Source organism: Microcoleus sp. T3_D1, assembly GCF_036700405.1.
GTDB lineage: Bacteria > Cyanobacteriota > Cyanobacteriia > Cyanobacteriales > Microcoleaceae > Microcoleus.
In genome coordinates this window covers 1-26,554 of sequence record NZ_JAUBOV010000027.1, presented here as the reverse complement: position 1 = coordinate 26,554, position 26,554 = coordinate 1, and the positions used below count along the sequence as shown (strand labels likewise).

Annotated in this window: 24 protein-coding genes and 2 pseudogenes; 12 read left to right on the top strand and 14 right to left on the bottom strand. The window is 45.3% G+C overall.

Annotated elements, in window-relative coordinates:
* Positions 1-340 precede the first annotated feature (340 nt).
* Both QT992_RS14405 and QT992_RS14400 read right to left on the bottom strand, forming a co-directional pair.
* Positions 341-832 (bottom strand): annotated as a pseudogene (locus tag QT992_RS14405) (chlorophyll a/b binding light-harvesting protein); the annotation flags it as partial.
* Positions 833-1,380: 548 nt separating this feature from the next.
* Positions 1,381-2,118 carry a response regulator transcription factor gene (locus QT992_RS14400; RefSeq protein ID WP_039886887.1) on the bottom strand — a complete coding sequence of 246 codons (738 nt, stop codon included), beginning with the start codon at positions 2,116-2,118 and terminating at the stop codon, positions 1,381-1,383.
* 495 nt (positions 2,119-2,613) lie between these two features.
* Between QT992_RS14400 and QT992_RS14395 the strand changes: the two are divergent.
* A pseudogene (locus QT992_RS14395) lies at positions 2,614-3,807 on the top strand (RNA-guided endonuclease InsQ/TnpB family protein).
* A 356-nt stretch (positions 3,808-4,163) separates the two neighbouring features.
* On the opposite strand, the gene QT992_RS14385 reads toward QT992_RS14395, so the two are convergent.
* The 5 genes from QT992_RS14385 to QT992_RS14365 all read right to left on the bottom strand — a co-directional run bounded on the left by QT992_RS14385 (position 4,164) and on the right by QT992_RS14365 (position 7,774).
* Complete coding sequence (locus QT992_RS14385) at positions 4,164-5,126, bottom strand: FTR1 family protein (RefSeq protein WP_333313502.1); 963 nt, start codon at positions 5,124-5,126, stop codon at positions 4,164-4,166.
* A 103-nt stretch (positions 5,127-5,229) separates the two neighbouring features.
* Entirely contained in the window at positions 5,230-5,664 is a 435-nt protein-coding gene (locus QT992_RS14380) for a ferritin-like domain-containing protein (RefSeq protein WP_333313504.1), read from the bottom strand.
* Positions 5,665-5,780: 116 nt separating this feature from the next.
* Positions 5,781-6,524 (bottom strand): hypothetical protein, encoded by a 744-nt coding sequence (locus QT992_RS14375; protein ID WP_333313507.1) that lies wholly within the window; start codon positions 6,522-6,524, stop codon positions 5,781-5,783.
* Positions 6,525-6,539: 15 nt separating this feature from the next.
* Positions 6,540-7,013 (bottom strand): hypothetical protein, encoded by a 474-nt coding sequence (locus QT992_RS14370; RefSeq protein WP_333256361.1) that lies wholly within the window; start codon positions 7,011-7,013, stop codon positions 6,540-6,542.
* A gap of 125 nt (positions 7,014-7,138) precedes the next feature.
* On the bottom strand, positions 7,139-7,774 hold the full coding sequence (locus QT992_RS14365) for a hypothetical protein (RefSeq protein WP_333313509.1): 636 nt from the start codon (positions 7,772-7,774) through the stop codon (positions 7,139-7,141).
* Positions 7,775-7,846: 72 nt separating this feature from the next.
* Between QT992_RS14365 and QT992_RS14360 the strand changes: the two genes are divergently transcribed.
* Complete coding sequence (locus tag QT992_RS14360) at positions 7,847-8,011, top strand: hypothetical protein (RefSeq protein ID WP_333313510.1); 165 nt, start codon at positions 7,847-7,849, stop codon at positions 8,009-8,011.
* A gap of 154 nt (positions 8,012-8,165) precedes the next feature.
* Here the strand turns inward: QT992_RS14360 and QT992_RS14355 are convergent, their stop codons facing one another.
* Positions 8,166-8,408 (bottom strand): hypothetical protein, encoded by a 243-nt coding sequence (locus tag QT992_RS14355; protein WP_333377143.1) that lies wholly within the window; start codon positions 8,406-8,408, stop codon positions 8,166-8,168.
* Between QT992_RS14355 and QT992_RS14350 the strand changes: the two genes are divergently transcribed.
* The 3 genes from QT992_RS14350 (at position 8,408) to QT992_RS14340 (ending at position 10,976) form a co-directional block, all read left to right on the top strand.
* Positions 8,408-9,337, top strand: coding sequence for an energy-coupling factor ABC transporter permease (locus QT992_RS14350; protein ID WP_333313514.1), 930 nt, complete (start codon positions 8,408-8,410; stop codon positions 9,335-9,337). The genes QT992_RS14355 and QT992_RS14350 overlap by 1 nt on opposite strands.
* Positions 9,330-9,986, top strand: a complete 657-nt coding sequence (locus QT992_RS14345; protein ID WP_333313515.1) for an energy-coupling factor transporter transmembrane protein EcfT — start codon at positions 9,330-9,332, stop codon at positions 9,984-9,986. The genes QT992_RS14350 and QT992_RS14345 overlap by 8 nt, the downstream gene beginning before the upstream one ends.
* A 255-nt stretch (positions 9,987-10,241) precedes the next feature.
* Positions 10,242-10,976 (top strand): ABC transporter ATP-binding protein, encoded by a 735-nt coding sequence (locus tag QT992_RS14340; RefSeq protein ID WP_333313516.1) that lies wholly within the window; start codon positions 10,242-10,244, stop codon positions 10,974-10,976.
* A gap of 97 nt (positions 10,977-11,073) precedes the next feature.
* Here the strand turns inward: QT992_RS14340 and QT992_RS14335 are convergent, their stop codons facing one another.
* Positions 11,074-11,955 (bottom strand): potassium channel family protein, encoded by an 882-nt coding sequence (locus tag QT992_RS14335; protein WP_333377162.1) that lies wholly within the window; start codon positions 11,953-11,955, stop codon positions 11,074-11,076.
* 373 nt (positions 11,956-12,328) lie between these two features.
* Here QT992_RS14335 and QT992_RS14330 point away from each other — a divergent pair, with 373 nt between their 5' ends.
* Positions 12,329-13,336: a 2-hydroxyacid dehydrogenase gene (locus tag QT992_RS14330; RefSeq protein ID WP_333313518.1), complete on the top strand. Its 1,008-nt coding sequence runs from the start codon at positions 12,329-12,331 to the stop codon at positions 13,334-13,336.
* Positions 13,337-13,532: 196 nt separating this feature from the next.
* Complete coding sequence (locus QT992_RS14325) at positions 13,533-13,970, top strand: CAAD domain-containing protein (protein WP_333313520.1); 438 nt, start codon at positions 13,533-13,535, stop codon at positions 13,968-13,970.
* Positions 13,971-14,106: 136 nt separating this feature from the next.
* On the opposite strand, the gene aroA is transcribed toward QT992_RS14325, so the two are convergent.
* Complete coding sequence (gene aroA, locus QT992_RS14320) at positions 14,107-15,462, bottom strand: 3-phosphoshikimate 1-carboxyvinyltransferase (RefSeq protein WP_333338855.1); 1,356 nt, start codon at positions 15,460-15,462, stop codon at positions 14,107-14,109.
* 427 nt (positions 15,463-15,889) lie between these two features.
* Between aroA and QT992_RS14315 the strand changes: the two genes are divergently transcribed.
* Positions 15,890-16,393, top strand: a complete 504-nt coding sequence (locus tag QT992_RS14315) for a hypothetical protein (protein ID WP_333338857.1) — start codon at positions 15,890-15,892, stop codon at positions 16,391-16,393.
* A gap of 247 nt (positions 16,394-16,640) precedes the next feature.
* On the opposite strand, the gene QT992_RS14310 is transcribed toward QT992_RS14315, so the two are convergent.
* Positions 16,641-17,120, bottom strand: a complete 480-nt coding sequence (locus tag QT992_RS14310) for a hypothetical protein (RefSeq protein WP_333342816.1) — start codon at positions 17,118-17,120, stop codon at positions 16,641-16,643.
* A 279-nt stretch (positions 17,121-17,399) separates the two neighbouring features.
* On the opposite strand from QT992_RS14310, the gene QT992_RS14305 reads away from it, so the two are divergent.
* The 3 genes from QT992_RS14305 (at position 17,400) to QT992_RS14295 (ending at position 19,953) form a co-directional block, all read left to right on the top strand.
* On the top strand, positions 17,400-18,077 hold the full coding sequence (locus QT992_RS14305) for a hypothetical protein (RefSeq protein ID WP_333289218.1): 678 nt from the start codon (positions 17,400-17,402) through the stop codon (positions 18,075-18,077).
* A 405-nt stretch (positions 18,078-18,482) separates the two neighbouring features.
* A complete protein-coding gene (locus QT992_RS14300; protein ID WP_333313528.1) occupies positions 18,483-18,782 on the top strand; it encodes a putative quinol monooxygenase in 300 nt (99 codons plus the stop codon).
* Between the two features lie 367 nt (positions 18,783-19,149).
* A complete protein-coding gene (locus QT992_RS14295; protein WP_333313530.1) occupies positions 19,150-19,953 on the top strand; it encodes an MOSC domain-containing protein in 804 nt (267 codons plus the stop codon).
* A gap of 89 nt (positions 19,954-20,042) precedes the next feature.
* Here QT992_RS14295 and QT992_RS14290 read toward each other — a convergent pair whose 3' ends face one another.
* From QT992_RS14290 to QT992_RS14280, 3 genes are all read right to left on the bottom strand, one after another.
* On the bottom strand, positions 20,043-20,933 hold the full coding sequence (locus QT992_RS14290) for a Uma2 family endonuclease (protein WP_333313532.1): 891 nt from the start codon (positions 20,931-20,933) through the stop codon (positions 20,043-20,045).
* A 40-nt stretch (positions 20,934-20,973) separates the two neighbouring features.
* Entirely contained in the window at positions 20,974-21,843 is an 870-nt protein-coding gene (locus QT992_RS14285; RefSeq protein ID WP_333342815.1) for a calcium-binding protein, read from the bottom strand.
* A 75-nt stretch (positions 21,844-21,918) separates the two neighbouring features.
* Complete coding sequence (locus tag QT992_RS14280; RefSeq protein ID WP_333342814.1) at positions 21,919-23,592, bottom strand: methyltransferase domain-containing protein; 1,674 nt, start codon at positions 23,590-23,592, stop codon at positions 21,919-21,921.
* A 369-nt stretch (positions 23,593-23,961) separates the two neighbouring features.
* Between QT992_RS14280 and QT992_RS14275 the strand changes: the two genes are divergently transcribed.
* Positions 23,962-26,554: glycosyltransferase (locus QT992_RS14275; protein WP_333377141.1), on the top strand; the 2,593-nt coding region annotated here is incomplete at its 3' end.

Here is a 26,554-nt window from a genome sequence, read left to right as displayed (position 1 = left end):
AAAGTAATCTGCTAGCCACCTATCCCCCTTGCTACAAGTGGAAGTGAAAAAGTGGTTTTCGCTAATTCAGGGTGATTTTTGTGAAGTTTAGAGCAATGTTGCGGAGAAGCATTGGTAAAACAAGTCTTAGGTTCAAAGTGAGTGCAACCATCGCATCTTCAGTACAAGCAACGCACGGGCCCACTGTAAATGTGAGGCGGGAATCGTTAGCAAAAAAATCCCAATAACAAGGAATTGGATACAAGCGCTTGATTTGATGCGCTCCTTCTGGCAATGTTACGGACAGACTCCACAAAAATAATCAAAGTGGCAATACATAAATATTAGAAAAAGACAGTCATAAACCACGGAAATACATAGCTTTGGTCACCAACAAGAAGGTAGCGACACCCAGCAAAACTAGGCGGATGCCCAAGATGGTGGTCATTTTGTCTGCGTCTTCCCATGTGTAGCCAAAGAAAGAAGTTCTTGCTTCGAGGGTGGCTGGCCCTTTGAGCGAGTGAAAGATGCCACCGAAGCCGACAAAAGCTGAGCTGATTAGGTGAATCCCGCTAACGGCGAAGTACAAATCAGTATCGACAATTTTGCCTCCCGCACCACCGCCCAAGCCGAGTCTGGCTAGGTTTGGCAATAGGATTAAGCCTTGTTCGTACATGGGCAATTCTGGGTTAAAGCGGAAAAGCTCCAATAGGGTATAGGTTCCCGCCCAGAAGACGATGAGGCCGGCGTGGGCGACGTGGGTACCGAGCAAACGGCCCGAAAGGTTGATTAAGCGGGCTTTGCCGACCCACCAGGGAAATGATTTTCCTTCGGCTGGGAAGGATTTTGCCATGCTGGTCACGGCGATTTACCTCTTGAGAAAGATGTCAGTGGAGTTTTAAGCGATCGCAGGTTATTGATATAGATAATCAACAATTTTAGTAGTTTCGTCAAGGGGTATTTGAGAAAAATTTTCACTGATTGGAGTTCAGGTATGTAAATCTGTAGGAAAAAACATCGTTATATCACGATGATGACTGTTTTTGGCGCTTGATCGGAGTTTGGCCTCTCGTTAGCAAAAATAGCAGCTAAAGGAATACCTCTAAATTTATTGATAAATAGTATTATTAAGGGGTATGATGGCTAGACTATTGTTTAAGTAGCTATCCCATCCTCTCGGAAAATACAAGGTGGAAAAAGAAATCCGGTACTTTCCTATGGACAAGCTTCTCTAAAAGTACGGTTGGAGGAGGGTGCAGGATTGTTTTTTTCCGAATCAAGAGAGTCAATGCCTACTTGTTGACATATTCACTCAAACTCCAAACAACAAAGCCTGAGAGCTAATGCTCTCAGGCTTTTCTAGCTGAATTTTTCACTGCTTGTTGCATCTGGCGGGCTAGCTCAAGCAGAGGATTTGGTTTCTTCAGCTACTTGCTCGTTGTTGGGTAACTCCAGGCAATAACCAGCCCCGTATACGGTTTTGATGTACCGAGGATGGCGGGGATCGGGTTCCATCTTGGTTCTCAGGTGTCTGATGTGTACACGAATTGTTTCGATGTCGTCGTCGGGGTCGTAACCCCACACTTCTTTGAGAATTTCGCTGGGAGAGACTGTCTGACCGTGGCGCTGAAGCAAGCAGTGCAGCAACTCAAACTCTAGATGGGTCAGTTTGACTGTCTGAGCGTACCAAACAGCTTCAAACCTTTCGGGGACAAGGGTCAGCGGGCCGTAATTCAGAATTTCGGAGTGTTTGGCAGCTTGGGGGATGCGGTCTGTTCGCCTTAGTAGAGCTCGCACTCGCGCTAGCATCTCTTCTAGTTCAAAGGGTTTGGTCAGGTAGTCGTCGGCGCCGGAGTTGAAGCCTTCTACTTTGTCTTGAGTTTGACTTAAGGCTGTCAACATCAAGACGGGAATGTCTGAGGTGCGCTCGTCACGCCGCAAACGCTGACATACGGTGAATCCGTCTACTCTAGGCAGCATGAGGTCTAGCATGATCAGGTCGGGGAGCAGTTGTATTGCTAGTGCCTGACCTTTGATGCCGTCTTCTGCCTGGGTGACTTCGTAGCCAGCCATTTCTAGGTTGACGGCTACGAGTTCGGCGATCGCCGCGTCATCATCAATAACAAGTATCCGGGGCATCATTATTTATCTCACCGCTAACCAGATTGGGGAGGCTACAGCCTTCTGGGGGTTCCAGGTAACTTTAACAAGCAATTTTTTAATTTTAAGCTTCATTTAAGAATTATAAGGTTGATTAAGACCTTTTTGAGCTATGTAAAAATTGTTGTATTAATTATAAGCGCCTTCAGTGGTTATCAGAAAGACTGTTCGCCAGAAATCTGGCCTGGAGTAGATTTTTTGTTGGCGGGCGCGACTTCTGTGGCGACGAGTGAGGATGGGATTTGAGATTTTAGAGCCACCCTGCGTTTGTTTGCTCGTAGTGGGTCATCGCCCCTGTTCTCGATCGACACCTTTGCGGGGCTGACCTTGCCAATTCTGCTCTCTGCAAGTTACCAAGAAACTGGGTCTAAATCCCCGTCCTTATAGGACGGCTTTAATTATAAGTAATATGAAGAATTATTAAATATACAGACTTGTAAGTAAAAGTTTTAGCAAAAGTGAGAGACTATTCTAATGATAGTTTTAGAGTTTAAGTTGAAGGGCAAAGCGGAACAATATCGAATCATAGACGACATGATTCGGACGGCTCAATTTGTCCGAAATAAAACTCTTAGACATTGGGTAGACAATCAAGGGATTAAGCTAGTAGACCTGTACAAACAATGCGCGGTTATGGCAAAAGAGTTTGAATGGGCGGGCAAGCTTAATTCGACGGCACGTCAAGCTTCAGCGGAACGTGCCATTTTTGCTATCCAACGTTTCTTTGCTAATTGCAAAAGGAAAAAACCCGGAAAAAAGGGATATCCACAGTACAAGAAACATACTCGTTCCGTGGAGTACAAGCAATCCGGTTGGGCGCTTTCTACCGACAAAAGATGTCTAACATTTAAGGACGGTTTTGCTGCTGGGAGATTTAAGTTAATCGGCAGTCGGGATTTGCATTTCTATGCGCCCGATGAGATTAAACGAATCAGGGTTGTGCGTCGTGCCGACGGATACTACGCCCAATTCTGCATCAACGTTGAACGAAAAGAGGAACCCGTTTCTACTGGTAAATTTATTGGCATAGATGTCGGGTTAAACCACTTCTATACTGACAGCGACGGTGAAACAGTTCCTAATCCTCGGTATCTCAGAAAAAGTGAAAAAGCTTTGAAGAGATTGCAGCAGCGAGTTTCTCGGAAAAAGAAAGGTTCCAGAAACCGGAAAAAAGCGCTCAACAAGTTAGGAAGAAAGCACCTAAAGGTTAGTCGGCAGCGTAAAGACTTCGCCATAAAGACGGCATTGTGCGCGGTGAAATCTAACGATTTCGTAGCCTAGGTCGAACTTCAGGTGCGGAACATGGTTAAAAACCACAAGCTCGCTAAATCAATTAGCGATGTGGCGTGGTCATTGTTTGCTCAATGGTTGGAATATTTTGGAAAAGTGTACAGCAAAACAGTAATTGCTGTTCCACCTCAGTACACTTCCCAGGATTGTTCAAATTGTGGAAACCTAGTCAAGAAAACTCTGTCAACTCGAACCCATATTTGTAGTTGTGGTGCGGTGTTAGATCGCGATCGCAATGCCGGAAAAAACATTTTGGTAAAGGGTTTGAAGCAGGCAGGAATCAATTTAAATACGGTGGGGCACACCGGAATTCACGCTGGGGGACAGACCGATCTCTACTCGCTGGTGGTGATATCAACGAGCAAATCGACTGGATGATCCAAGAATCCCTGCGCCTTCAGGTCAGGGAGTGTCAAATATTTTCGACGATCGCCCACTCTACGACTTGTGATTTATAAACTTCGTGAGGTTGAGAAAAATTTTGTTTTTTTTGAGGGTTAGCCCTTGCTTTTTTTAGCTCTTGACTGTATTATTTAATAATATAAATCTAACTATTTATTTTCAAAAAAATCAGTATTCCCATTATTAAATAATATCATACAAATGTCAAAGAGTCTATCCCAAACCCCTAAAATTTTTGGCCGATTTTGGAAAATCAGGCAATTTTTTTGGTGCCTCAGAAGCAGTGAAAGCAGTGAAAGCAGTGAAATAAGCTGTAACCATAGCCGACAGAACTACTGAGAAAGAGTTGATTTTTGAGCGGGCTGAGTATTTTTGTTGGGAAGAGTCGCCTGAGAGCCTAATTTTTGGAAATAAAGACCGCCGATGGTGGCTAAGAATATTGTGTAAGCCGCTGCTTGGACGAGATAAAGTCGATCTCTGTATCCAAACAGTGCTTTGAGAATCACTCCGGGAAATTGTCGATCGGGCAAAATTGCCGCTGCATTCCACACCATCGGCCCTAAAATACAAGAGTGGACTGGTGCGAGGCGATCGTAATAAAAACAAATCGCTGCATACTTGCTATTCATCTGCGACAAAATTCCAGCGGCTTGGTCAAAATGTTTGAGTGCAGATACTGCCAAACCTGCCACGATTAACAGCAACAAAATCCCCATAAACTTGAAAAACAGGCGGATATCAATTTTTACGCCCCACTTGAACAGTAGCGCGCCAATGATTGCCGCCCCAGTCAAACCGCCCAAAGCACCTAAAGCGGGACTCAAACCTTGTTGAAATTGAGCGCTGACAAATATAACTGTTTCAAAACCTTCGCGCAGTACCGCAATAAAAATTAAGCCAAATACGCCCCAGCCGGCATTGCTATTTTCTGTCAAAGCTGCTGTAACTGCTCCTTCAACTTCAGCTTTGAGAAAGCGCGCTTGCTGAGTCATCCAAATTAGCATCCAGCTTAGCATTGCGATCGCCACAATTCCCAATACGCCCTCTAATAGCTGTTTAATGACTGGTGCGTAAGGCTGCTCCGATGTTGAGAGTGCTGCGAGCAATCCATTGAATAGAACACCCACAAAACCGCTAGCAGCAATGCCGGCTGCGACACCTGCATACACCCAAGAATTGAGGTGACTTTGCTCGGCTTTTTTGAGGCAAGCTAGTACAATTCCGACGACTAAGGCGGCTTCTACACCTTCGCGCAGGGTAATTACAAAAGTTGGTATGGCTTCACTAAAATTCATTTTTTATAATCCTGGGGCATGGGCATGGGGCGTTGGTCATTGGTGATTGGAAATAACCAATAACCAATAACCAACAACCAATAACAACTAACTAATGATTAAATCAACTATAATCGCGCAGCATTTTTTTCAGTTCTACTTGGTGCAATTCTTCTTGTCCAATTAGATTGCGGGCATATTCTTCCAAATAAACGCTGGAGTCAGTCACAACGTCAAGTAAAGATTTATACTTTTTGAGCGCTTTTTTCTCGTGATTTAAACTTTCTTCCAATAAGTCTTTCACGGAGTGTTTGTAGGTTTCTTCGATGGGAGCAATTCTCTGACTGGGATGCCCCTCTAAACCGGTGAGAATTTCTCCTGCTTGTTGGGCGTGGAGTAGGGATTCCGTTGCTTGTGCTTTAAAAAACTGCACGATGGGAATCCGGTTTGGCCCTGTCACCATTAGTGAATAGTGGGTATAGCGCACGACACCTGCAAGTTCCCATTCCATGATGGTGCATAGCAGTTCCTGAGTTTTTTTTTCGTCAAGTTCTTTCATTTGTTGTTTTAGATGTAGAATGCCTTAGAGGGCGCTGTTTATAATATCACATTGAAGTTAAAAATGAAAAGTAAGGTGCGGATGGCGCACCTTACCGGAGAGATGTTGTATCTGAGTTAGGGGTTAACTTCTAAGGTTCCAGTAGGAGCAAACACTACAGTAAACTTAGCGACTGGTGCTGCACTGTTGCTGCTAGTTTCGGGAGATTTGAGCAGATTTGGCAAAGGAGTTTCTTGGGTGTAATCCTTGGCTGGTTGATTGAGGGGCTCGAAATTGTCGATCGCCCCATCTTGACTTGTAGTGACTCGATAGACTAGATTTTGATGGAACGTAGGGCTAGTTTGCCAACTTCGATCGATGCGATCGTAGACTTTTAGAGCTAGCTCATCTAGTTTTACGCGATCCGTAATTTCTGCTGTCTGATTTGTTCCATCCACCGCCTGAACTTGCTGCTGGCCTGCTGATACAGGTACAGCTTGGACAGTCTTATCTGTAGGGCTACTCGCAATAGCCGTTTCAGTAGACGTATTAGTGGAAGGTACAACCTCTGGAGACTTGTCAGGCAGCTTTTTTTGGCTGTCAACCGCTAAATAGGAATTATTTGCAGCCGGAAGCGCACTGCTACTCGCAATAGCTGGTTGGGCCAGTCCCTTAGCAACAGCATTAGCAACAGCATTAGGGGGATTTTGCCCCTCGATTGTCAAAGACTTGACGTGGGAACCGAGAAACTTTTCTTTTTGGCTGACGCGCCACATTGAGATAGGAAAAGTGACAAAGAAAAGAGTCAAAACTCCCATACTAATCCAAACTATTTTGTGCATCTCCCTGGCTGGGATCGGCTTATTTTTTGTTTCCATCATCAAACCTCGCATTACTTAAGTTAAGGGCAAATATGGGAAGAGAGGATGCCAGGACATAGCTGTCGCAGCAACTAACAAAGCAAACATCCAGAAAAATATGGTGCGACTTTTAATCTGCTGATTTTTCCACAGCAGATGCAGAATTGGCCAACTGACAAGCCAACCGACAAGCAACATAGTTTCTTTGCCCGTATAGCTGCCGATGTTGCCCCACAATTCATCATTAGTCTTGCTTCCGGGAATCCAACTACCGAGGTTCCAAAGCATTTCGTTTATCTCTTTGGATGTGTCCCCTAAATGGTGACTCACCATCATTGTGAAACAACCAATAGCAGCGCTCACTATTGCTGCGGCTGCTGGGCCCGAAACGCTAGGCGCAGTTGCCGAACCCTCAGCTAAACCGTTAGGAAAGTGTTTTAATTTGCTCCAAAATTTTCCGTAAAAAGGTTCATCACCCGCATGACTTTGGCGGGATAATTGTCTGGTCATTTCACAAATCTCCTTTGATAGTTGATAGTTGGTAGGGGCAGTGCCACCCAGCCTTGAGAGTCAATCGATTGAGAGTTGAGAGTTGAGAGTCGCTCGATTGATAGTTGATAATTGGCAAATGCTGACTACAAAGCATGAATTTTAGCAACGCCAATTCCACTTACCATGCCACCCATTGAAAAAAACATTAGCGCCATCAAAGCTACACAGGTTGCGGTTAAAACCGGGCGATTCTGCTTTTCTAAAATTGCATCGCCGTAACTCCACAGAATCCAGGTGCAAGCTATTGCTAATGGCAGGGTAAATAGGACGCTAAACTCGTGATATTCCATCAAAACATACTGCCCTAAAGGCGAGTTTTCTTTCAGCCAAGCCCGTGCTCCGCCAAATTCCAGGCCGGCCCGATAACGCATATAAGCCCAATTGCCGGTAGCTATGGCTAAAAAGCTCAAAATAGATGACCAAAAGGCTAATGTACGCATTTGCGGCAAGATTTTACCGGCACCCCGCAGCAAGGGGAAAGCTAAATGTCCCGTGTAAACCATCACTACCATTGCAAACATTGCGCCTAAGCCGTGAATGGTTCCCATCAATCGTTGCCAATGGCTGGGATGCAGTAGGTTGACTAAAGGTAAAAACAGAAACATACTAGCCGATAAAAAACTCAGTCCGTAGATAGAAACTTGAGCGATATCTAACTGTCTGGGAAATTCAGATGGAACTAAATCGGTAGTTGAGTCTTGGGGTGAGTGCTGCACCACTGGCAAACCTCCTGTAGGTTGTGCGGGAAATTACTTGAGAATAAGCGCATTAGTATTTTGAGTTTCTTGATAATGCAGCTCGTGCGGGCCAAGCCGATCGATCGCACTTTGGCGCGATCGACAACTGCAAACCTACTGCTAACTATATTGAGTCGCAATAAATCGCTCTTTTTAGTTTCTATAACACGCAATACTTTGGCTTTGACTAGCTATCTGCTAATTTCACTGCTGCGGTAGTCAAAAACTTAATGCAATTTATTCTCAAGAGTTGAGAATAAAACCAATGATAGATTTTCAGTATATTCTTTATATTTTTTTAATATTCTTGTTTTAGCTGGACGGTGAATACAATTTTGGAGTTGAATCGCTAAACAAATATTGATAATTCTTATCAAAAAGCTTTAATGTGCAGGCTGTCTGTAAAATATCCGAATAATTCTTCAGGATTATTTAATGTAAAATTTCTCATCCTCAAAATTGTGCCCGTGAGGCGGTAATCTATATCCAATAAGCGATCGCCCGCCACCAATCCCCCGATCGCTCGATCCCAGAAATACCCCCACAGGGGATGGTAAATTTTTGTGAAAAATAGTTGACTAAAGGGCTGGAACTTCTCTCGTTTGGGATACATCAATGCACATACCTGATGGTTTTCTTTCACCGCCAGTAGCCGTTGCCACCGGCATAGCAAGTGCAGCAGTAATTGCAGTTGCCCTGAATCGAACCCGCGCGAGTCTGGGACTCCGACAAGCCCCAATCATGGGCTTAACCACAGCTTTCGTGTTTGCAGCCCAGATGATCAACTTTCCCGTAGCCGGCGGCACCAGCGGCCACTTGTTGGGAGGAGCGCTGGCATCCGTCGTTTTGGGGAACCCTTGGGCGGCAACTTTGGCAATGAGCACGGTTTTTATAATTCAGAGCGTCTTGTTTGCTGACGGGGGCATCACCGCCCTGGGAGCCAATATTTTTAACATGGGGCTAGTTGGCATTTGGGTGGGCTGGTGGCTGTTGCAGCCATTGCAGCAACTCTTGGGAGGTTCCAGAAATCGTTTGCCCCTAGCCGCGGGCATCGCCGCTGGCCTCAGCGTCGTGGCTGCTTCGATTAGTGTGGCGATCCAATTGGCAATTTCTGGTACAGTAGGGCTCAATATCGCATTGCCAGCAATGGTAGGCGTACATATTTTAATTGGCATTGGCGAAGGGGTAATTACAGGCGGCGTGTTAACTTATCTCGTCAAAGTACGGCCGGATTTACTGCCGGGACAACAGCCACAATTGCAGAAATGGGTAGTGCCAGTAATCGGAGTGTTATTAATTTCGGGCGTGCTTTCACTGTTCGCTTCAAGTTGGCCCGACGGGTTAGATTCGGTAGCGGAAAAATACGGCTTTAAAGATAAAGAAGCTGTGGCGATCGAAAATCCTACTCCTTTAGCAGATTACACAGTTAAAGGATTAGAAGAACAGCCTATTGGTACTAGCATTGCTGGACTTTTAGGGTCTGCCTTCAGCTTCGGCGCGGCTTTTGGGATTGCTCAGTTGGTGGTAAAACCTAAAGATGTCTAAACTCTCCATACCTTTTCGATTGCGGCTGTCTTTGACAATGGTCATCGGCATTGGTTTTATGAAGACAGGCGCTTGGCTGTGGCTGGGGATTTATGGGGCGATCGCACTTTTTTGGTCGTTTTGGCTCAGGGCTCCGGTGCGAACCCTAGCGCAACTGTTGGGAGCAGAATTGATTTTTCTCTCCTTATTAGTGCTGCCCCAAGGTTGGGAACGTGCCAGTTTTTTGTTGCTGCGTTCCCTAATTTGCCTGCTAATTATGAACAGTTTTCTGCTAACTTTGCCACCCCACAGTTTCGGAATCGCCCTCAAAGGATTACCCCTACCAGCAGGTTTGCAAGAGATTGTACTTTTAACAGGACAATACTTAGAAATCCTGCTGTCCGAAGTCAACCGCATGAAAATATCAGCCCAACTCCGGGGCTTGTCCGGTACCGGAGGATGGCTGCGCTACGCCAGTGCTTCCATGATCGGAGCGCTTTATTTGCGAAGTCTCGATCGGGCAGAAAGAGTACACGCAGCCATGCTAATTCGCGGGTATCAAGGAGCTTTACCTGCCGACTCAAAATCAACACCAAAAGAGCGACTCTGGCTGACACTAGCAATTTTAATCGCAGCCGGATTAACAACAGCTTCTTACGGTTATTCGTAATTGGGCATTGGGCATTTAACTGGTTCCCAGGCTCTGCCTGGGAATCCATATCCAGAGGCTCTGCCTCGCTTCTTGCGGAGGAAAATTGGAGGCAGAGCCTCCCGATCTGCGTTCCCAGGCAGAGCCTGTGAACGAGTAGAATTGGTAATTGATTAATTCATTCCTCTACCTTTTGCCTTCTCCCTTCCCCTCTCTGCGCCCTCTGCGCTCTCGGCGGTTAAATACTCTTAATCCTAAAATCGAGGAAAATAAAAATTGACTATACTCAAATCCGTGCCAACAATCGAAGTAGAAAATTTAGTATTCGGATATCCCGCTCAAAAGCCAGTATTGCGGGGAATTTCTTTTAGTTTGCAACCGGGAGAAAGAGTTGCTCTACTCGGCCTGACAGGTGCTGGTAAAAGCACTTTGCTCGAAAACTTGATCGGATTAAAAATGCCTCAAGCGGGCGAGATTAGAGTGCAGGGAAAAAAGTTGGAAGAGGCCACTTTATCGCAGGCGCGCAGGCAGATTGGATTTTGCTTTCAAGACGCTAACGATCAGCTATTTATGCCGACTATTTTAGAGGATGTCATGTTCGGGCCGCGCAATTACGGAGTGCCGCCGGGAGTTGCGCGCGATCGAGCTTTATCGCTATTAGACGAATTTGGTTTAGTAGAATTTGCCAACCGTTCGGCCCACGAACTTTCAGGAGGCCAAAGAAGGTTAGCAGCCTTGGCAGCAATTTTAGCATTAGAGCCGGCAATTTTGATCTTAGACGAGCCGACCAACGGACTCGATCCCTCGTGGCGGCGTCACTTGGCTAAGGTTTTGTCCCAATTGCCGATCGAGGTAATTTTGATCGCTTCTCATAATTTGAATTGGATCGGAAAAACGACTCAAAGGGCGTTAGTTTTGGCGGATGGTGAGATTAAAATTGACAGAAAAACCCAAGATTTGCTGGCAGATAAATCAACTCTCGAATATTACAATTTGCCGCCAGATTGGTAATTAGCCATTGGTCATTAGTCATTACATAAAGCAGTGATAACTAACCACAAGCGATGGTAACGCTTGGGTGGCAATTACAGGCAATATATATCTGTAATTACAGCTCGAATTTGCGGACTGCTTCATTGTACAGGTGAATAGCTAAATCGCAAATAATTTGTTCATTTTGAAACTCACTTCCTAACTTCTGTTTTGCCGTTTGAACACACATTTTCATCAACTCTGATGAACTTTCGATGTGAAGTGCGATCGCCCTTTGCTTTTGGTCAAAGCCGACCTCGATTTCCGCCAGCCTTTTGACCGATTGACAATTCGCAGATTGCTCTAAATTTGCCGCCATTCTTTCCTGCTTTCTCCTTTGGACTTCCTCGGAAAAACCTGCAGCAATGAGCCCCGCAGGTAACGCAAAAATTCCAATTCCCAAAAATGCTAATATTGCTCCTAACAATTTCCCTAAAGGAGTGATTGGATAAATATCACCGTAACCGACAGTAGTTAAGGTCACAACTCCCCACCACATTGCATCGGGAATGCTCGCAAAAGTTTCGGGATGCGCCTCGTATTCAACAAAATACATGACGCTAGAGGCAAATATTAACAGAATAAAAACTGCAAAGGCGGTGGCAATTAACTCCTCTTTTTTATCGTACAATACTGCTCCCAGAGTTCTGATTGACTCAGAATAACGGCTCAGTTTTAGCAACCGCAACAAGCGCAGAACACGAATTAAATTAACGAAGTTGAAACTAGGAAATAACAGCAAGAAGTAAAAAGGTAAGATGGAAATTAAATCTATCAAACTTAGCGGTGTCAGAGCATATCTCAATCTTCCCCAAAGCGGGTGGCTGTATCTGCGATCGACTGTAGACACCCACAGTCTCCAAATATATTCTATTGTAAATACTAAGGAGGAAACAATTTCGATTTTTGCCAAAAGCGATGTGTGTTCTGGCGACAATGTGGGCGAAGTAGAAGCAATAAAAGCTGCGACGTTTATCAGAATTAAACAAGTTATAAAAACATCATCTGCTAAACTGTATAAATTGCTTGAGTCTGACGTTTCTAAAATTTCCTAAATTATAGTTTTGAGTTGTTTACGCATCTGAGTTTCTCCTAAAAAATTAGCAGTTAATGCTCGCGCTTTACTACAGTCTAAGCAATTGGATTCAAAAAATTAAGCAGGAGTTGCCCTCAAGCTCAAAAAATGGTTTCTTGAGAGAGGCTCTTGTTACGAAATTCAATATTTCTCATGGAAAGTGGGTTGTTTGGGGCAGAGGCAACGGCGTTCTAGTAAAATTTAGAGTTGATCGGGAAAGAATTTCCCACTATTACTGGGTTTGCAGGCAAAAATCATGAAGGTAGCCGTATTCAGCACTAAATCCTACGATCGCACATTTCTGGAAGCAGCGAATGTCGGCGGCAAACACGATTTAGTTTTTTTTGAACCGCGTCTGAACCTGGAAACCAGCGTTTTGGCTGCTGGATTTCCGGCAGTCTGCGCGTTCGTGAACGACTCCTTGGACGCGAAAACGCTGCTTAGCATTGCCGAAAAAGGCGTCCGCTTGCTGGCCCTGAGATCGGCCGGATTCAATCACGTCGATTTAGCAGCAGCGAAGGATTTAGGCTTAACTCTCCTGCGAGTTCCTGCTTATTCTCCCTACGCAGTGGCCGAACACGCAGTCGCTCTGATTTTGTCCCTCAACCGCAAAATCCACCGGGCCTACAACCGCGTCCGCGAAGGCAATTTCGCCCTAGACGGCTTGTTGGGTTTTGACCTCCACGGCAAAACGGTGGGAATCGTCGGAACAGGCAGAATTGGCGCAATTACTGCTCAAATTCTGCAGGGATTCGGGTGTCGCCTGCTGGGATACGATGTTTACCAAAACCCGGATTGCCTCGCCCTAGGCATGGAATACGTCGCACTCCCGGAACTCTTCGCCGCCTCTGATATTGTCAGCCTCCACTGTCCGCTGATACCGGAAACTTACCATTTAATCGGTGCAGAGGCGATCGAGCAAATGAAACCGGGAATGATGCTGATCAATACCAGCCGCGGTCAGTTGATTGACACTAAAGCTGTTACCAAAGGGCTGAAGTCGGGTAAAATTGGCTACCTCGGCTTAGATGTGTACGAACAAGAGACGGATCTGTTTTTTGAGGATTTGTCAAATCAGGTCATTCAAGACGACGTTTTTCAGCGTTTGCTGACTTTCCCCAACGTCCTGATTACCGGACATCAAGCTTTCTTCACCGAGGAAGCTTTGAAAAATATCGCCGAAACCACGATCGGCAATATCACCGACTTTGAACAAGGACGCCCTTGCCCGAATCAAATCGACCTCGATCGAGTGAAAAAATGAGTCAAAAGAGCGATTTGGCAACGAGGGAAATTGTTTAAAATCAAGTCATATCGTTATTTTTGCTTGCAATTTGTGAAACTCTGCCTTAGTCTCATCAATTAGTCCCTGCAGCGGGGATGCTGTGCTAATTGCCGGAGAATTATACTGGCAGCAATTCACAGCCTGCAATTTTACCTGACAACGGAGGAAGTATTCAATGACACAAGCTAACTTTTCTGACGACGCACAAACAGTCACTGAAATCGTCACAGTAGACCTGGTGGCTGACCAACCGGGGGTCATGACTACAGTGACAACCACAGAAACACCGGCCAGCCAGTTCCAAGATATTAAAGACCAAGTTCTTACAATTTTGTCGGAACTCCCAGCCTATCTATCCAATTTTTTTGCTGACTACCAAAAGCCCCTCATAACTGTTGGTTTAATTCTGGCAGGCGGTATTAGTATTAAGGTAATGCTGGGAGTTTTAGGTGCTCTTAATGATGTCCCTTTGGTAGCTCCAGTTTTTGAGTTGATTGGCATGGGATATACGGGTTGGTTTGTTTACCGCTATCTGCTCAAGGCTTCCGATCGCCAAGAGTTGTTAACGGAAATTGATTCTTTAAAAGAACAAGTTGTAGGTAAAGATTCTTAGAGGAAGTCATTAGTCATTAGTCATTGGTCCTTGGTTATTTGTTATTTGTGAGTGTCTACCAATCACCGATAACACATAACCAGCAACCAATGCCCAATGCCCTGTTTTGCCAATGCTCAATGCCCTATACCCGCTCTCAATTTGGATGGCAAACTTGTTGCAAAGTGGCGGTAAAGTCGGGGTAGGAAATGGCAGCGGCTTCTGCCCGGTGAATGTTAGTAATACCTGTGGCGTTGAGCGCTGCGATCGCCAAACTCATCGCTATTCGGTGGTCGGTGTAGCTGTCAACATCCGCGCCGGTCAAAGGAGTTCCCCCGGTAATTTCTAAACCGTCGGGTAACTCGGAAATTTGGGCTCCCATGCGGTTGAGTTCTGCAGCAGTCACGGCCAGCCGATCGCTCTCTTTGACCCGCAACTCGGCCGCATCTCGAATTATTGTAGTACCGGACGCAAAGATCGCCGCTACCGCCAAAATCGGGATTTCGTCAATCAGTCGGGGAATTAAGTCGCCAGCAATGGTGCATCCCCGCAATTGGCCGGAACTGCGAACCAAAATATCCGCTACCGGTTCCCCAGCCGCCTCTCGCTGATTTTGCAGTTCAATGTCGGCGCCCATCATCTCCAAAGCTTCCAAAATGCCTGTACGAGTGGGGTTGACGCCGACATTTTCGACTACGAGCTCGGAACCCGGGACGATCGCCCCAGCAACTAGCCAAAATGCGGCCGAACTAATATCCCCCGGTACAATCACATTCTGCCCTTGCAGTTGTGTCGGCCCAGTGACTGTCACGCTGCAAGTTTCTGGATCGACGCTCAATTGGGCTCCAAACGCTCGCAGCATCCGCTCGCTGTGATCCCGCGACAGAGCGGGTTCTGTGACTGTAGTTTCTCCGCTTGCCATCAAACCGGCGAGCAATATGCAAGATTTAACTTGAGCCGAGGCGATCGGAGAATGGTAGTGAATCGGTTTTAACTGCTGTCCCAGTATCCCTAAAGGAGCTAAAGAATTACTTTTTCGTCCCCAAATTTGCGCTCCCATTTGTTGCAGCGGTTTAATGACGCGCGACATGGGGCGCGATCGCAGAGAACTGTCACCCGTTACCGCATAAAAACGGCCCGGATGAGAGGCTAAAATTCCCAACATCAGCCGCATCGTCGTGCCGGAATTGCCAGCGTCCAAGACTTCTACAGGCTCCTCTAACTCGCCAATTCCGACGCCCCGGACCCTCACCCGTTCCGCGTTGAGTTCAGAAACTTTGGCTCCCAAGAGCGAGAAACATTTAGCAGTGCTGCGGGGGTCTTCTCCTAGAAGTAGTCCCTCAATAGTAGTTTCACCTTGGGCGATCGCACCCAACATCAAAGCTCGGTGAGAAATCGACTTATCGCCGGGAACTCGAATCCTCCCCACCAGCGACAAGCCCGAGGCCGGTTTTTGAATGCTTAAAGTTTGAGTTTTGTCAAGAAGCGTAGTAGTTATAATGTCAGCTTGCATTGAGATAAACTAGGATTAGATGGCGTTAGCTATCCTACCTTTTTCTCAGTCCTAAGTTAGTCGTCTTTTGTACGGCGTGCGGGTTTTTTCCCAATGTGTCCGGTTAACTTAAAGGCTGATTAAACTCGCCCGCAGACTCCGCTGTCAGTTCTCGATGACACGGGAGTGCGGACGCAACGGCACGGATTTCACATTAATTTCACAAATATTATCCGTGTATCTGCTTAGATTTCATGTCCGGCTCTGAGTTATCGACCAGATGATTGAAGTTTGACTGAACAATTTTAGATTTTCGAGAGCGAGTTGTAGATTTTTCATTTTGTTAAGCAAAAGCTCCGGAATTTGGAACCCAGCCCATCTAAAATCTAAAGTCTAAAATCTCAAATCTCAAACCGCCCGATCCACCACAACTCCTAAACTTTTATTTATGCTGACCCATCACCGCAAGCCTGTAAGTTTATCGCTGGTATCCACAGATTTACCTTTGTGGTCAGTCGTTGAAACCGCTGCTACGGTTTATCAAAAAGACCAGGAGCGCTTTCACTTGTTGTTGCACGAACCAGCAATAATCGATCGCGAATTTTCCGACGGTTCCAACGAATCTGCCGAGCAAGTTACAATCTTACCCCCAACTACAAAACCCCGGTTGCTCTGGCTAGAAGTTTCGCCCTATCGAGTCATTATGACGATGCAAGGAAACGGCAAATACAGTTACCGCCACTGCTGGGAACGAGGAATGTACGGCCTGAGCCGTTATTGGCTTCAGGGTGAATCCTTGGCGACTCCCGAACAGTTGCGACTCCGCAACTTCACTCGCAACTTGACGCTGACAGGGAAGCCGGAACCGGATCACTTGCAGTTAGAATACGAGTTGTGGTCGGAGAAAGTGCAACTCGGTCGCTATATTTTGAATCTAGAAATTCATCACTAAATTGGGTAATTGCAAAGGGAGCATCTCAGTTTTGTAAAAAGCATTTTTTTTATTGTAGTGCGAGCGTCCCCGCTCGCGTATTGTACAATACGCGAGCGGGGACGCTCGCACTGTAAATGCAAAACTGAGATGCTCGCATTGCAAAGGGGTAGATAGTAGGTGAAGGCGACGCATTCCTCAAATTCATTCACCCGCTGTGCGTTGTTGGGGTTTGCGCGGCCATCTCAAAATTCAAAACTCTTACCCTTTAGCGATCGCCCTTACAATAATTAATCAGTTTGCTAGTCAAAGCGTCTTGATTGGCGGCTGCTTGATTCGCCTGTTGGCCGGCTCTAATAATATCTGCTTGAGCTGTTTGGATTTGCTCTCGACCTTCTATACTTGTAGAAGCGAGATTTGCAGCCTGAAGACTTTTGCTTATGTCGCCGAGTGCTTGACTAATTTCCTGGAAGGATTTAACCGATGGCTGCCGAATTTCTTTGAGGGTTGAATCTGTTATTTGCAGCTCCTCAAGTTCATTCGCTATCAGGTTCAAATTTTTAGCTAAGTTGTCGGTCGTTGCAGCATCGTTGCTGTCTTTATCAACATCAATGAGAGCGTTGCCTTTGTTGACAATTTCAGTAAATTTAGTACACTGGACAGTTCGACTCTCGCTGCAACTAACCGTCAGCGTACAGCAAGCAACAACTATCAGGAGGATGGCAATCTGTTTGCGAAAAAAGTACATGAACCCTCGGTTGCAAAAAAAGTAGATTCTGGGATTTTATAGTAGAGTGCGTCACTCGATTTTCGATTTTCGATTTTCGATTTTCGATTTACTTGCGACATTGAATCAAAGGAGCTGGAACTTTGGTCTAAAATTAGGGATTGTCCACAAGGCGAGTGTACGCGGCACAGTATCCGTTTTTGGGTGTGTCAGCGATTAGCCGATATATCGACTGTCGAAAAACTTTCGCGGCCTTCAGACACGCTCTACTAAGCTAAACTACGTACCTGTTTAGGAACTATGGTCAAAAACAGCAATAACCTAAAGAAGGGAAGCATTTGGGGATATCTTACCCTGCTTTTGCCTATTTCCTTGACGGCGGTTGCCAGTTTCGAGTCGGGAAGGATGTTTTGGGCGATCGCCACCACAGCGGGCATTGCTTGGGCTTACAAGCTCTATCAGCAGCAGCAAAAACACAAACTCGCTCATTTAGACTCGGTTTTCTACAAGTTGATCAAGGAAAATCAAGGGCGAGTTACGGCTTTGGATTTGGCGATGAATGCAAAACTGCCCGGAGAAAAGGTTCAAGAGTATCTCGACGAACGAGCCTCTGAGTTTGCCGCAGATTTTGAAGTGACGGAACAAGGCGGAATTTTGTATTATTTTCAAATAGCTCCAACTGTCAATCAAAGCGAAACAGCTAATGCGGCAATAGCTGTTCAAGAGCCTCCCACAAATCGGGAAAAAACACAAGAGAAAAAACCAAATTTATTCCCCATTGCTCAAACCAAGACTCCTCAAAAGCCCAAAATCTCTTTTACCCAGACGGAACTATCTCGCAGGTTCAAAGTTCACGCAAGTACGATCGGCAAGTGGAAACTTAAGCCAGAGTTTGCTCAGTGGAGCCGCGAAAAAGACCCGGAGGATCTCGCCTGGGAATATTCTACAGAAAACAAGCGATTTTATCCCAAAGATTGAGTGCCTCCGGTATTTACCAAAATATCTCAAGAAACCCGGTTTCTACGACGCTCTGCGGTTGCTAACGGAGAATTTGGCAAGAAACCGGGTTTCTGAGACTTGAGTGCGTCCAGGACTGATTTTACTGCGGTTGACCAAAAGCATCCAGGATACCCGCCACGTGATTCATTCCGAAAGCAGACTCAGAACCCAGAAATAAAAAACCTGTATCCGATGAAACTTGCCCCCGGAATTTATCTCGCGCAAGTCAATGCTGCAATTCTTTAATCTAAAATCTAAAATCTAAAATCTAAAATCGATTGACCGCGCGATCTCTTTAGGTTATTTTAAGTAAGATCGTCTTTTGCTGAGTTTGCCAAGTAAAAATCGGTAAGTTCGATCGTCATATCTGTTTCTTTTTCTCCTATGTCCAAAACAACCTTGCGAGTAGTCGCCCGCCTCGCCGCCTTTCCCGACAAAGTAGCAGAACTTAAATCTCTGCTGCTGAGCATTATAGAACCAACTCGCAAAGAAAAAGGCTGCATCAAATACGAACTCCTGCAAAATCAAGCCGATCCCACAGATTTTACCTATGTTGAAGAGTGGGAAAGTGCTGATTTGCTGGAACTACATCTCGGTTCAACTCACATTCAAGCCGCAGTGCAGAAATTAGACGGTTTGGCCGTTGGGCCTCCCGATATCCGCCGCTATGAATTGCTAGCTTAATCGGGTTTTTATAGCAATTTGATTAATGTTTGTGAATTAGCTTCTATTTCTCCAAAGTTTGCGGGGAACCCTACATATATAGGTTCTGCGTAAGTCCAATTCTACTCACATCTTGCACTATTCTCGCTGAACAGGCAAGATGCCTGTTCCACAAAGAGTAGATTTTCTTGTGGAACAGGCATCTTGCCTGTTCAAAAAAAAATTATTGACAAGGGTGCAAGATCTCAGATTCTACTAACTTCGGAACAGGCAAGATGCCTGTTCCACAAAGAGTAGATTTTCTTGTGGAACAGGCATCTTGCCTGTTCAAAAAAGGATTATTGACAAGGGTGCAAGATATTAAATTTTACTAACTTCGGAAAAATTTATGACATTAGCAACAATAAAACAGTTATTTATTTATCCAATTAAAGGGCTGACACCGCAAGAAATGTCGGAGTTTGCTTTAACAGAAGGACACGGAATTAAGGGCGATCGAGCTTTTGCCTTAATGTTTGCAGATAATCTGGAAGCTGCAAAGATGCCAGCCCAAAATATGCCTTGGATGAGCAAAAAAAATTTTGCTGTCCAAAACGATTGGCCTTTGTTAGCAGCTTTAGAATGTGATTATCAACCGGAAACGGCCGTTTTAACAGTCAAGCGTGAAGGAGTTGCAGTGTTATCGGCCGAAACGAACACAGCAGCGGGGCGCGATCGCATCGGCAGTTTTTTCACAGAATATTTGGCAGCAATTGAACCCACAAAAGAAGCGAGACACCCGCAGTTTGCACCTTTGCAATTAGTCGGCGACACCAGCGGCGAAACTCGTTATCCCGATCGAGAACCCGTACACATTTCTTTACTCAGTCAAGCCACATTAGACCAATTAACAGAAATCGCTCTTCAAAACATTGACGTGGGCCGATTTCGCCCGAACATTGTGCTAGAAGGCATGGAAGCTTGGTCAGAATTTGAGTTGATCGGAAAACAGTTTCAATTAGGCACGGCGCTCATAGAAGTTACAGCACGAATCGGTCGCTGTGTCAATATAGAAGTGAATCCAGAAACAGGCGATCGGGATATTTCCTTACTCAGTTTACTGCAAAAGGAATTCGGTCACGCACAAACTGGAGTTTTAGCCAAAATTATCAACAGCGGCACAGTTAAAATCGGCGATGTTTTGACTTCTTGAGGACTCTCGTACTCCGACAAAAGAAACCGGGTTTTTGACCGAATCTCCCGGTTTCTCGGCCCCTGTAAATAAATCCTAAAAAAGCGACATCAAGATGGTGAATACTGGGTAACTTCCTCTACCGATAAACTCAGCGCCCCAGCCACTTGCTCTGTATTCAATCCCATTGCCAACAATCTAGGGATGGCATCCCGCCGTGCTTGCGCTTCTGTATTAGCTCGTTGCTGTTCGACATCAGCCCGTTGCTGTTCGACATCAGCCCGTTGCTGTTCGACAACAGCTCGTTGCTGTTCGACAACAGCTCGTTCTGTACCTGTCAGCAGCAAATTGCCCTCGCTGTCCCACCACCGCAGCCACAGCAGTGTCTGGTTTTGATAACTACCTTGCCACAGTCCTAATTCTACGCCCATTGGCGCGATCGGATAATGACCGCGATCGTTCGGAAGCAACAGTTGATAAGACCCATTGTTCAGACTGTAAACTTCCAGCCTGCCACTATTAATCTCATAGATGCCATAAAACGGAATCCGCATGATCCGCTCATATACCCAAAACTTCCCAGGCCTTTGCGTCGCTCCAACTTCCGAGTACGATAGTGGCGTTGTGTCCCGCTCATCTAAACCATCTCCTGATGCGAACTCCAAAGCAATCATCGGAGCCATGAATTCCCGCCACAGCACGTAAGAGCGGCGGATCTGATTTCCTAGTGTTGGTGGCACATTCGGCACGTAGAACCAGTCTGGAGCTTCTGCTCCCTTTTCAAGCGGGTCAGTTTCTCGCCAATAGATGCCACAGTCTTGCCCTATAGCATATTGTCCATCGGGATGAAGCCCTTGCAACACCGACCCGATCGAATCAGTCAAAATAATACTCTGGGGATGCTCCTGAAAATTCTTCACAAAAGTGCCGTCTTCCTCTGGCAGTTGAGTGTGGTCGGGAAAAGGAGAGGGAAGGACAATTTTTTCGGTTGCCTGAGTCATGCGACCTCTCAAATATTGCAGCTTACCTGAATATCTTAACTCATTCTGCTTCCGGCACCCTCACCTTATTACCAATCAAGTTCAGAAAACTCGTTCCAAAATGTTGAATCTCCAAAAAATTAGCATAAGCAGGAGTTGACTTGTAAACTCTAAAAGTCCGCATAATTCCTAAAGTCGCCGCGCTTTCCAGCGGGCCGATAAAGCTAGTATCCCTATCCAAAAAATGAGACTGCTTAGCCCAGTGTGCCATCTGTTCCGCATTCAAAAAATAGCAGCCGGAATGAGGATTCAACGCCCGCTCAAAAGCGATTTTTTGTTCCATGATTTTTCCCGTTAACTGCCGCTGCTCCTCTACATTTTGAAACGGAGAAGTCGCTGAGTCTGCTAAATCACCATCAACATATGCTTTAAAAACCGCGCCTTTAGGCGCTATTTCATAGCGATTCGGTTGCAGCAAATTCCCATTTCCTCCGTGATGCGTAAACCACTTTAATTTACTAAAAAACCACGGATCATGTAGAACTAAATCATCTTCCAAATAACAGAAATAATCGTATTTGTTAAGACACGCTCGCAAAACTGCTTGACACTCAAACCCCAAAAGCAGCGGTTCGCATTTGGTAGCGTGGTGCATAAAACATCTGGGCTGCACTGGCAGTTGAGGCAACAGATGATAACCTTGAGTAGTGCAAACAACAATGTCAATTTCGTGCTGTTGAGATTGATTTGCTGGGATAGTTGCACATTCGCTAATGTCAATCATGGACTGAGATTTGCCGTACAAAGCTTGCAGCGCTGTCACGCAAGCGGTTAAAGCATTTAGTCGTGGTTGCGGATCATTTCGCTGGGAAGCGTGTTTCCCGTCGCCACTGGGATTGTAAAAGTGAGCAATAGTGAATAGAATTCGCATTGGTGTGGAGTAACAATTAGAAATTAAACAATAAAACAGAACGATCGCACAATAACCCTATAAATCTTACCGCACTTAGTCACCAAATAACTCCGGCAGGCGATCGCGCAACTCAGCATTTAAACGTGGCAACTCGTCCCGCATCTGTAAGTACCAATCTCGGCGCTGCCGGTAGTGCCCGCACAGCAAGCGGTTGTCCCGCACCCATTGGTAAGCATTCGCGGCTATTTTCCGGCGCCGAGAAGTGTCAGAAATCAGCGAATTTAGTTTGGTTTCAAACTCTTTTTCATATCTATAAATCAATCCGGTTTCACCTTCGACTATGGAATGTTCGTACACAGTGGGACTTGCCAGCACCGCTACTCCCCGCGCTGCACATTCAATAAATTTTAAGTCGGATTTCATTTCGTTAACCGGGTTGGAAACAAGCGGTAGCAAAGCTATATCGCAACTGTACATGATTTCTTGATACCGTTCGTAACTGCAAAACGGTTCAAATTCTTTTTGCTGTATTTTCAAGGATTCAAAAAATTTTCGGTCGTGGATTACTTTAACTCGAATCCGGTGCTTGTGTGCGACTAAAACTCGATTGAGTGCTGCCATAATCGGCTGCCAATCTTTTTCGCGGTTGAGTGCACCAAAAAAAATTGTGACTGTATCTTCTGTCGGATAAATTCGCGCCGGAGGTAGATAAGCTAAGTGATTGGGAAATACAGCCACATTTGGATTGTATTGGCGCAAAATTTTGGCGAGGGGTTCTGTAGAAGTTTGAACGCAGTGACAGCCGCGATAGCTGAGGTAATTATTATCTGCATATTCGCGGCGACGAATGGGATTATCGTCAATTTCAGCTACTATTAAATAGCCTTGTTTAAGCAGTTCTTTGAGTTGGGGAATATAGCCGGGATATTGCATGATTGTCCGCTGCCAGATGAAGACTTTTTCTTCTCCCAGCAGCGGCGGAATTAATTCTGCTGTTTTCACGGCGGATACGGTGCGGACACCGGGAATTGTAGCGCTAAATTTGTCCGGTTCCAAAACTCGCACACGATCGCACCCTGTAGGAGCCATAATGATAGTCTGAATCAGCAGTCTGCGCGCAGGTACGGTCGATTTGGTCGATCGCACGATATAATGTTCAGCACCGGTTTCCGTAGCAAAACTGCTCGATGTTAGCTCTAAAGCCTGTACCATTGGATGCAGCAATTGCTGAAACTGGACAAAATTTTCGGTTTTGTGTCCCTTCCCTTGAAATTCATAAACCTGCAATCCGGCTTGAGCAAATAGTGATTTAATACTTTCTAGGGTAAACCAGTGCTGCATCTTGTTGTCGGGATTCTCCCACTGTCCCCGCAACAGATTGACAATTCGCCGCCAGTATTGAACATTAGGGATTCTAGCGAGAATTTGCCCCTCTGGATTCAGCAAAGCACTGTACTGCTTGAGCACTTCCCAAGGGTTTTTGAGATAGGGTAGCAAGTCACCAAAAACCAAACAATCGACGGTTCCTGGGGCGATGTCGAGACTTTCGAGAGCAATTTCTTCAATATCGGCTACCGTCACCCAGTTTAGCCGATCGACTGCAATTTTAGCTTTTTCTCGATCGCATTCAATGCCAATATACTGACAATGGGGATTGATCAGCTTGTACTGTTCGCCCGTCGAACCCGTACCGCAGCCAATTTCAACAATGACTTTAGCATCCGGCGGTAGCAGCTTCAAGAGGTCGTGGTTGACGCGATCGATCACTTTCTCTAAAATTCCTGATTAGTTTATCGTAAAATAAAACAGAGCAACCCATGCCGACAGACAACCAGCCGAAGGTTAGCATTGCGATGCCAGTATACAATGGCGATCGGCACATTTGTCAAGCACCCAATTTTCAGTTGCCAACCCTTTCTATTCCCTCTCTTCTCTTCCTCTGCGTTCTCTGCGCCCTCTGCGGTTCACTTAATCTTTTTCACCCATTCTACAAGGATTGCTATATCTTAGCAAATATTGAGCAAAATTATAATTTATTCTCAACCCATACCCTCATTTAGCGCGATTGAGGATCTCAATTAATTCGGCTTTTTTCCCAAAAATAAACCCAACAATTTGCTAAATACATTATAAACTATGAACTCAAGTCTAGGAATTAACATCGCCGGCTACATCAGCGGCGAATTTGGCATAGGAGAAGGTGTCAGAGCAAACATCAGAGCCGCCGAAGCCGCCGGGATTCCCTTCGTCATCAACAATTTTACCCGCAGTCCCCACCGCAAGAAAGACACCACCTATCAAAATTTTAGCCAAGATAATCCCTATCCCGTAAACTTAATTCAAGTCAACGCCGATGAAGTTGCAACCTTTATCAAACATACAGGTTCCAGCTATTTTGAAAACAAATACAATATCGGCTTTTGGGCCTGGGAACTTCCCGCATTTCCCCCAGAATGGCAGCCAGCCTTTAATCACTTTCACGAAATATGGACTTATAGTAACTATTGCGCCGAGGCAATTTCTGCACTTGCGCCCATTCCCGTTATCAAAATCATGCCTAGTATTGCTCTTCCCGCACCTTCCCTGAAAAGAGAAGCACTGAATTTACCTAAAGATAAATTTATTTTCTTGTTTGTATTCGACTTTTCCAGCCGCATCGAGCGCAAAAATACTTTAGCGACAATTCAAGCATTTAAACAAGCTTTTGGGGAAGATAAAAGCGTATTATTGGTCATCAAATCTTCTAATTCCAACCAATTTTCAGCGGCGCAAGCATCCTTAAACTCAACCATAGCAAATAATTCAAATATCAAACATCTAGACGGCTATTTGTCCAAAAATAAACTTAACGGTTTGCTATACAATTGCGACTGTTATGTATCCCTGCACCGCTGCGAAGGATTTGGCTTAACAATGGCTGAAGCCATGTTTTACGGCAAACCCGTAATTGCCACCGGCTATTCATCAAATACAGAATTTATGAATTTCGGCAACAGCTATTTAGTCAAGTATAAGTTAATCCCAATTGAGAAAGATTGCGGGCCTTACAAAAAAGGCAATGTTTGGGCCGAAGCGGATGTGGAACACGCTGCTGATTTAATGCGGCACGTCTTTAACAATTACCGGGAAGCTCAACAAATTGGAGCGATAGCTGCTGATGAAATTAAGACTTTACTGAATCCGCAAGCTGTCGGGAGAAAAATTCAAAACCGTCTCGAATATATTGCCGAAAATACAGATAATTTCAAAAGCTTGGAGCGCGGAATACGGAAAAAGTTCTCTCAGGGGGCGACAGTAAAAAATGCACCACCTTTAGTTAGTATTTGTATTCCGACATACAACGGAGAAGCATTTATTGGGGAAGCAATTCAAAGTGCTTTGGCCCAAACCTACCCTAACATAGAACTGATTATATCCGACGACGGCTCCACAGACCGCACAATTGCGATCGCCCAATCATTCCAATCACAAACCTCAGTCGATTTCCGCATCATACTGCACCGCAACTACGGCTTATCACAAAACTGGAATTTTTGCCTATCCCAAGCAACAGGTCAATACATTAAATTTCTCTTTCAAGACGACTTGCTCGCACCAGAATGTATTGAAAAAATGGTCGCAATCGCCCAACCCAACCCCAAAATAGGTATGGTTTTCTCCCCGCGCGGCATCACCATAGCTGAAGATGAATCTAACCCGATTTTGCGGATAGCTTCCCAATCAATTAAAGATTTGCATAAAAGTTGGTCTAATTTAAAATCTGTTCAGCCCGGAAAAGAATTACTGGCAGATACTAAGTGCTTGAGCAACCCCATCAACAAAATTGGCGAACCGAGTACCGTCTTAATTGCCGCGCGAGTCTTTGAAGAAATAGGATTATTTGATTCGGGATTATCTCAGTATGTAGACTTAGATATGTGGTGGCGAATCATGGGGAACTATCACATCGGATTTGTAGACGAAAAACTGTCCTCCCTGCGGATTCATCCCGAACAACAAACTTGGAAAAACTTCGCGGCTGGGGAAAATCATAAGGATGTAGTCAGATTTTACAAAAAACTCCTAAATAGTCCTGATTACAGTTTCCTGAATCAACAAATCAAACAGACAATCCGCCAAAAGCTGGCATTGAGAACCCAGCCGAGTTTATCGGAATTGTCAGCAATGCTCGATCAATACAAGAAATTCCCCTCAAAACAGCCTCTTCTCGCGCTGCGCCCCTACCGCCAACAGCTAGCTGAATATTGGCTGAATTTGCCAGCGGAAAAATTAGAAACTGCTTACTCGAAAGACATGGGGAAAGCTCATAAATTGCTACTAGATAGCGGCCTAAAGAATGAAACTTTAACTGACGAAGAACAAAGTTTGGTCCAGGAGTTATCATCGAGACTTGCTGAAGGAGGGGAAATTGCCGAGAAGATGCAATATCTCCTCGCAGTGATGCTGTACAGCGACGCTTATCAGTTGCCACTTGATTATAACAATGCAGCGATTCCCCAGTGGTTTTTTGACGACTTTTTGAAATTTATATTTCAGTCTCCCGGTTATTTTAAACTGAGATGTTGGACCCTTGTCAAGAACGGGCAAGATGCCCGTTCCACAAGAGATGAATTTTCTGGTGGAACAGGCATCTTGCCTGTTGCTTCCACAAGAGATGAATTTTCTGGTGGAACAGGCATCTTGCCTGTTGCTTCCACAAGAGATGAATTTTCTAGTGGAACAGGCATCT

Bases quoted from the DNA above. Each gene is read 5' to 3' on its own strand.
- QT992_RS14375 (WP_333313507.1), bottom strand. From the start codon at position 6,524: ATGATGGAAACAAAAAATAAGCCGATCCCAGCCAGGGAGATGCACAAA.
- QT992_RS14295 (WP_333313530.1), top strand. From the start codon at position 19,150: ATGACATTAGCAACAATAAAACAGTTATTTATTTATCCAATTAAAGGG.
- QT992_RS14285 (WP_333342815.1), bottom strand. From the start codon at position 21,843: ATGCGAATTCTATTCACTATTGCTCACTTTTACAATCCCAGTGGCGAC.
- QT992_RS14330 (WP_333313518.1), top strand. From the start codon at position 12,329: ATGAAGGTAGCCGTATTCAGCACTAAATCCTACGATCGCACATTTCTG.
- QT992_RS14305 (WP_333289218.1), top strand. From the start codon at position 17,400: ATGGTCAAAAACAGCAATAACCTAAAGAAGGGAAGCATTTGGGGATAT.
- QT992_RS14345 (WP_333313515.1), top strand. From the start codon at position 9,330: ATGTCTAAACTCTCCATACCTTTTCGATTGCGGCTGTCTTTGACAATG.
- QT992_RS14360 (WP_333313510.1), top strand. From the start codon at position 7,847: ATGCAGCTCGTGCGGGCCAAGCCGATCGATCGCACTTTGGCGCGATCG.
- QT992_RS14300 (WP_333313528.1), top strand. From the start codon at position 18,483: ATGTCCAAAACAACCTTGCGAGTAGTCGCCCGCCTCGCCGCCTTTCCC.
- QT992_RS14385 (WP_333313502.1), bottom strand. From the start codon at position 5,126: ATGAATTTTAGTGAAGCCATACCAACTTTTGTAATTACCCTGCGCGAA.
- QT992_RS14380 (WP_333313504.1), bottom strand. From the start codon at position 5,664: ATGAAAGAACTTGACGAAAAAAAAACTCAGGAACTGCTATGCACCATC.
- QT992_RS14310 (WP_333342816.1), bottom strand. From the start codon at position 17,120: ATGTACTTTTTTCGCAAACAGATTGCCATCCTCCTGATAGTTGTTGCT.
- aroA (WP_333338855.1), bottom strand. From the start codon at position 15,462: ATGCAAGCTGACATTATAACTACTACGCTTCTTGACAAAACTCAAACT.
- QT992_RS14370 (WP_333256361.1), bottom strand. From the start codon at position 7,013: ATGACCAGACAATTATCCCGCCAAAGTCATGCGGGTGATGAACCTTTT.
- QT992_RS14350 (WP_333313514.1), top strand. From the start codon at position 8,408: ATGCACATACCTGATGGTTTTCTTTCACCGCCAGTAGCCGTTGCCACC.
- QT992_RS14400 (WP_039886887.1), bottom strand. From the start codon at position 2,118: ATGCCCCGGATACTTGTTATTGATGATGACGCGGCGATCGCCGAACTC.
- QT992_RS14315 (WP_333338857.1), top strand. From the start codon at position 15,890: ATGCTGACCCATCACCGCAAGCCTGTAAGTTTATCGCTGGTATCCACA.
- QT992_RS14325 (WP_333313520.1), top strand. From the start codon at position 13,533: ATGACACAAGCTAACTTTTCTGACGACGCACAAACAGTCACTGAAATC.
- QT992_RS14290 (WP_333313532.1), bottom strand. From the start codon at position 20,933: ATGACTCAGGCAACCGAAAAAATTGTCCTTCCCTCTCCTTTTCCCGAC.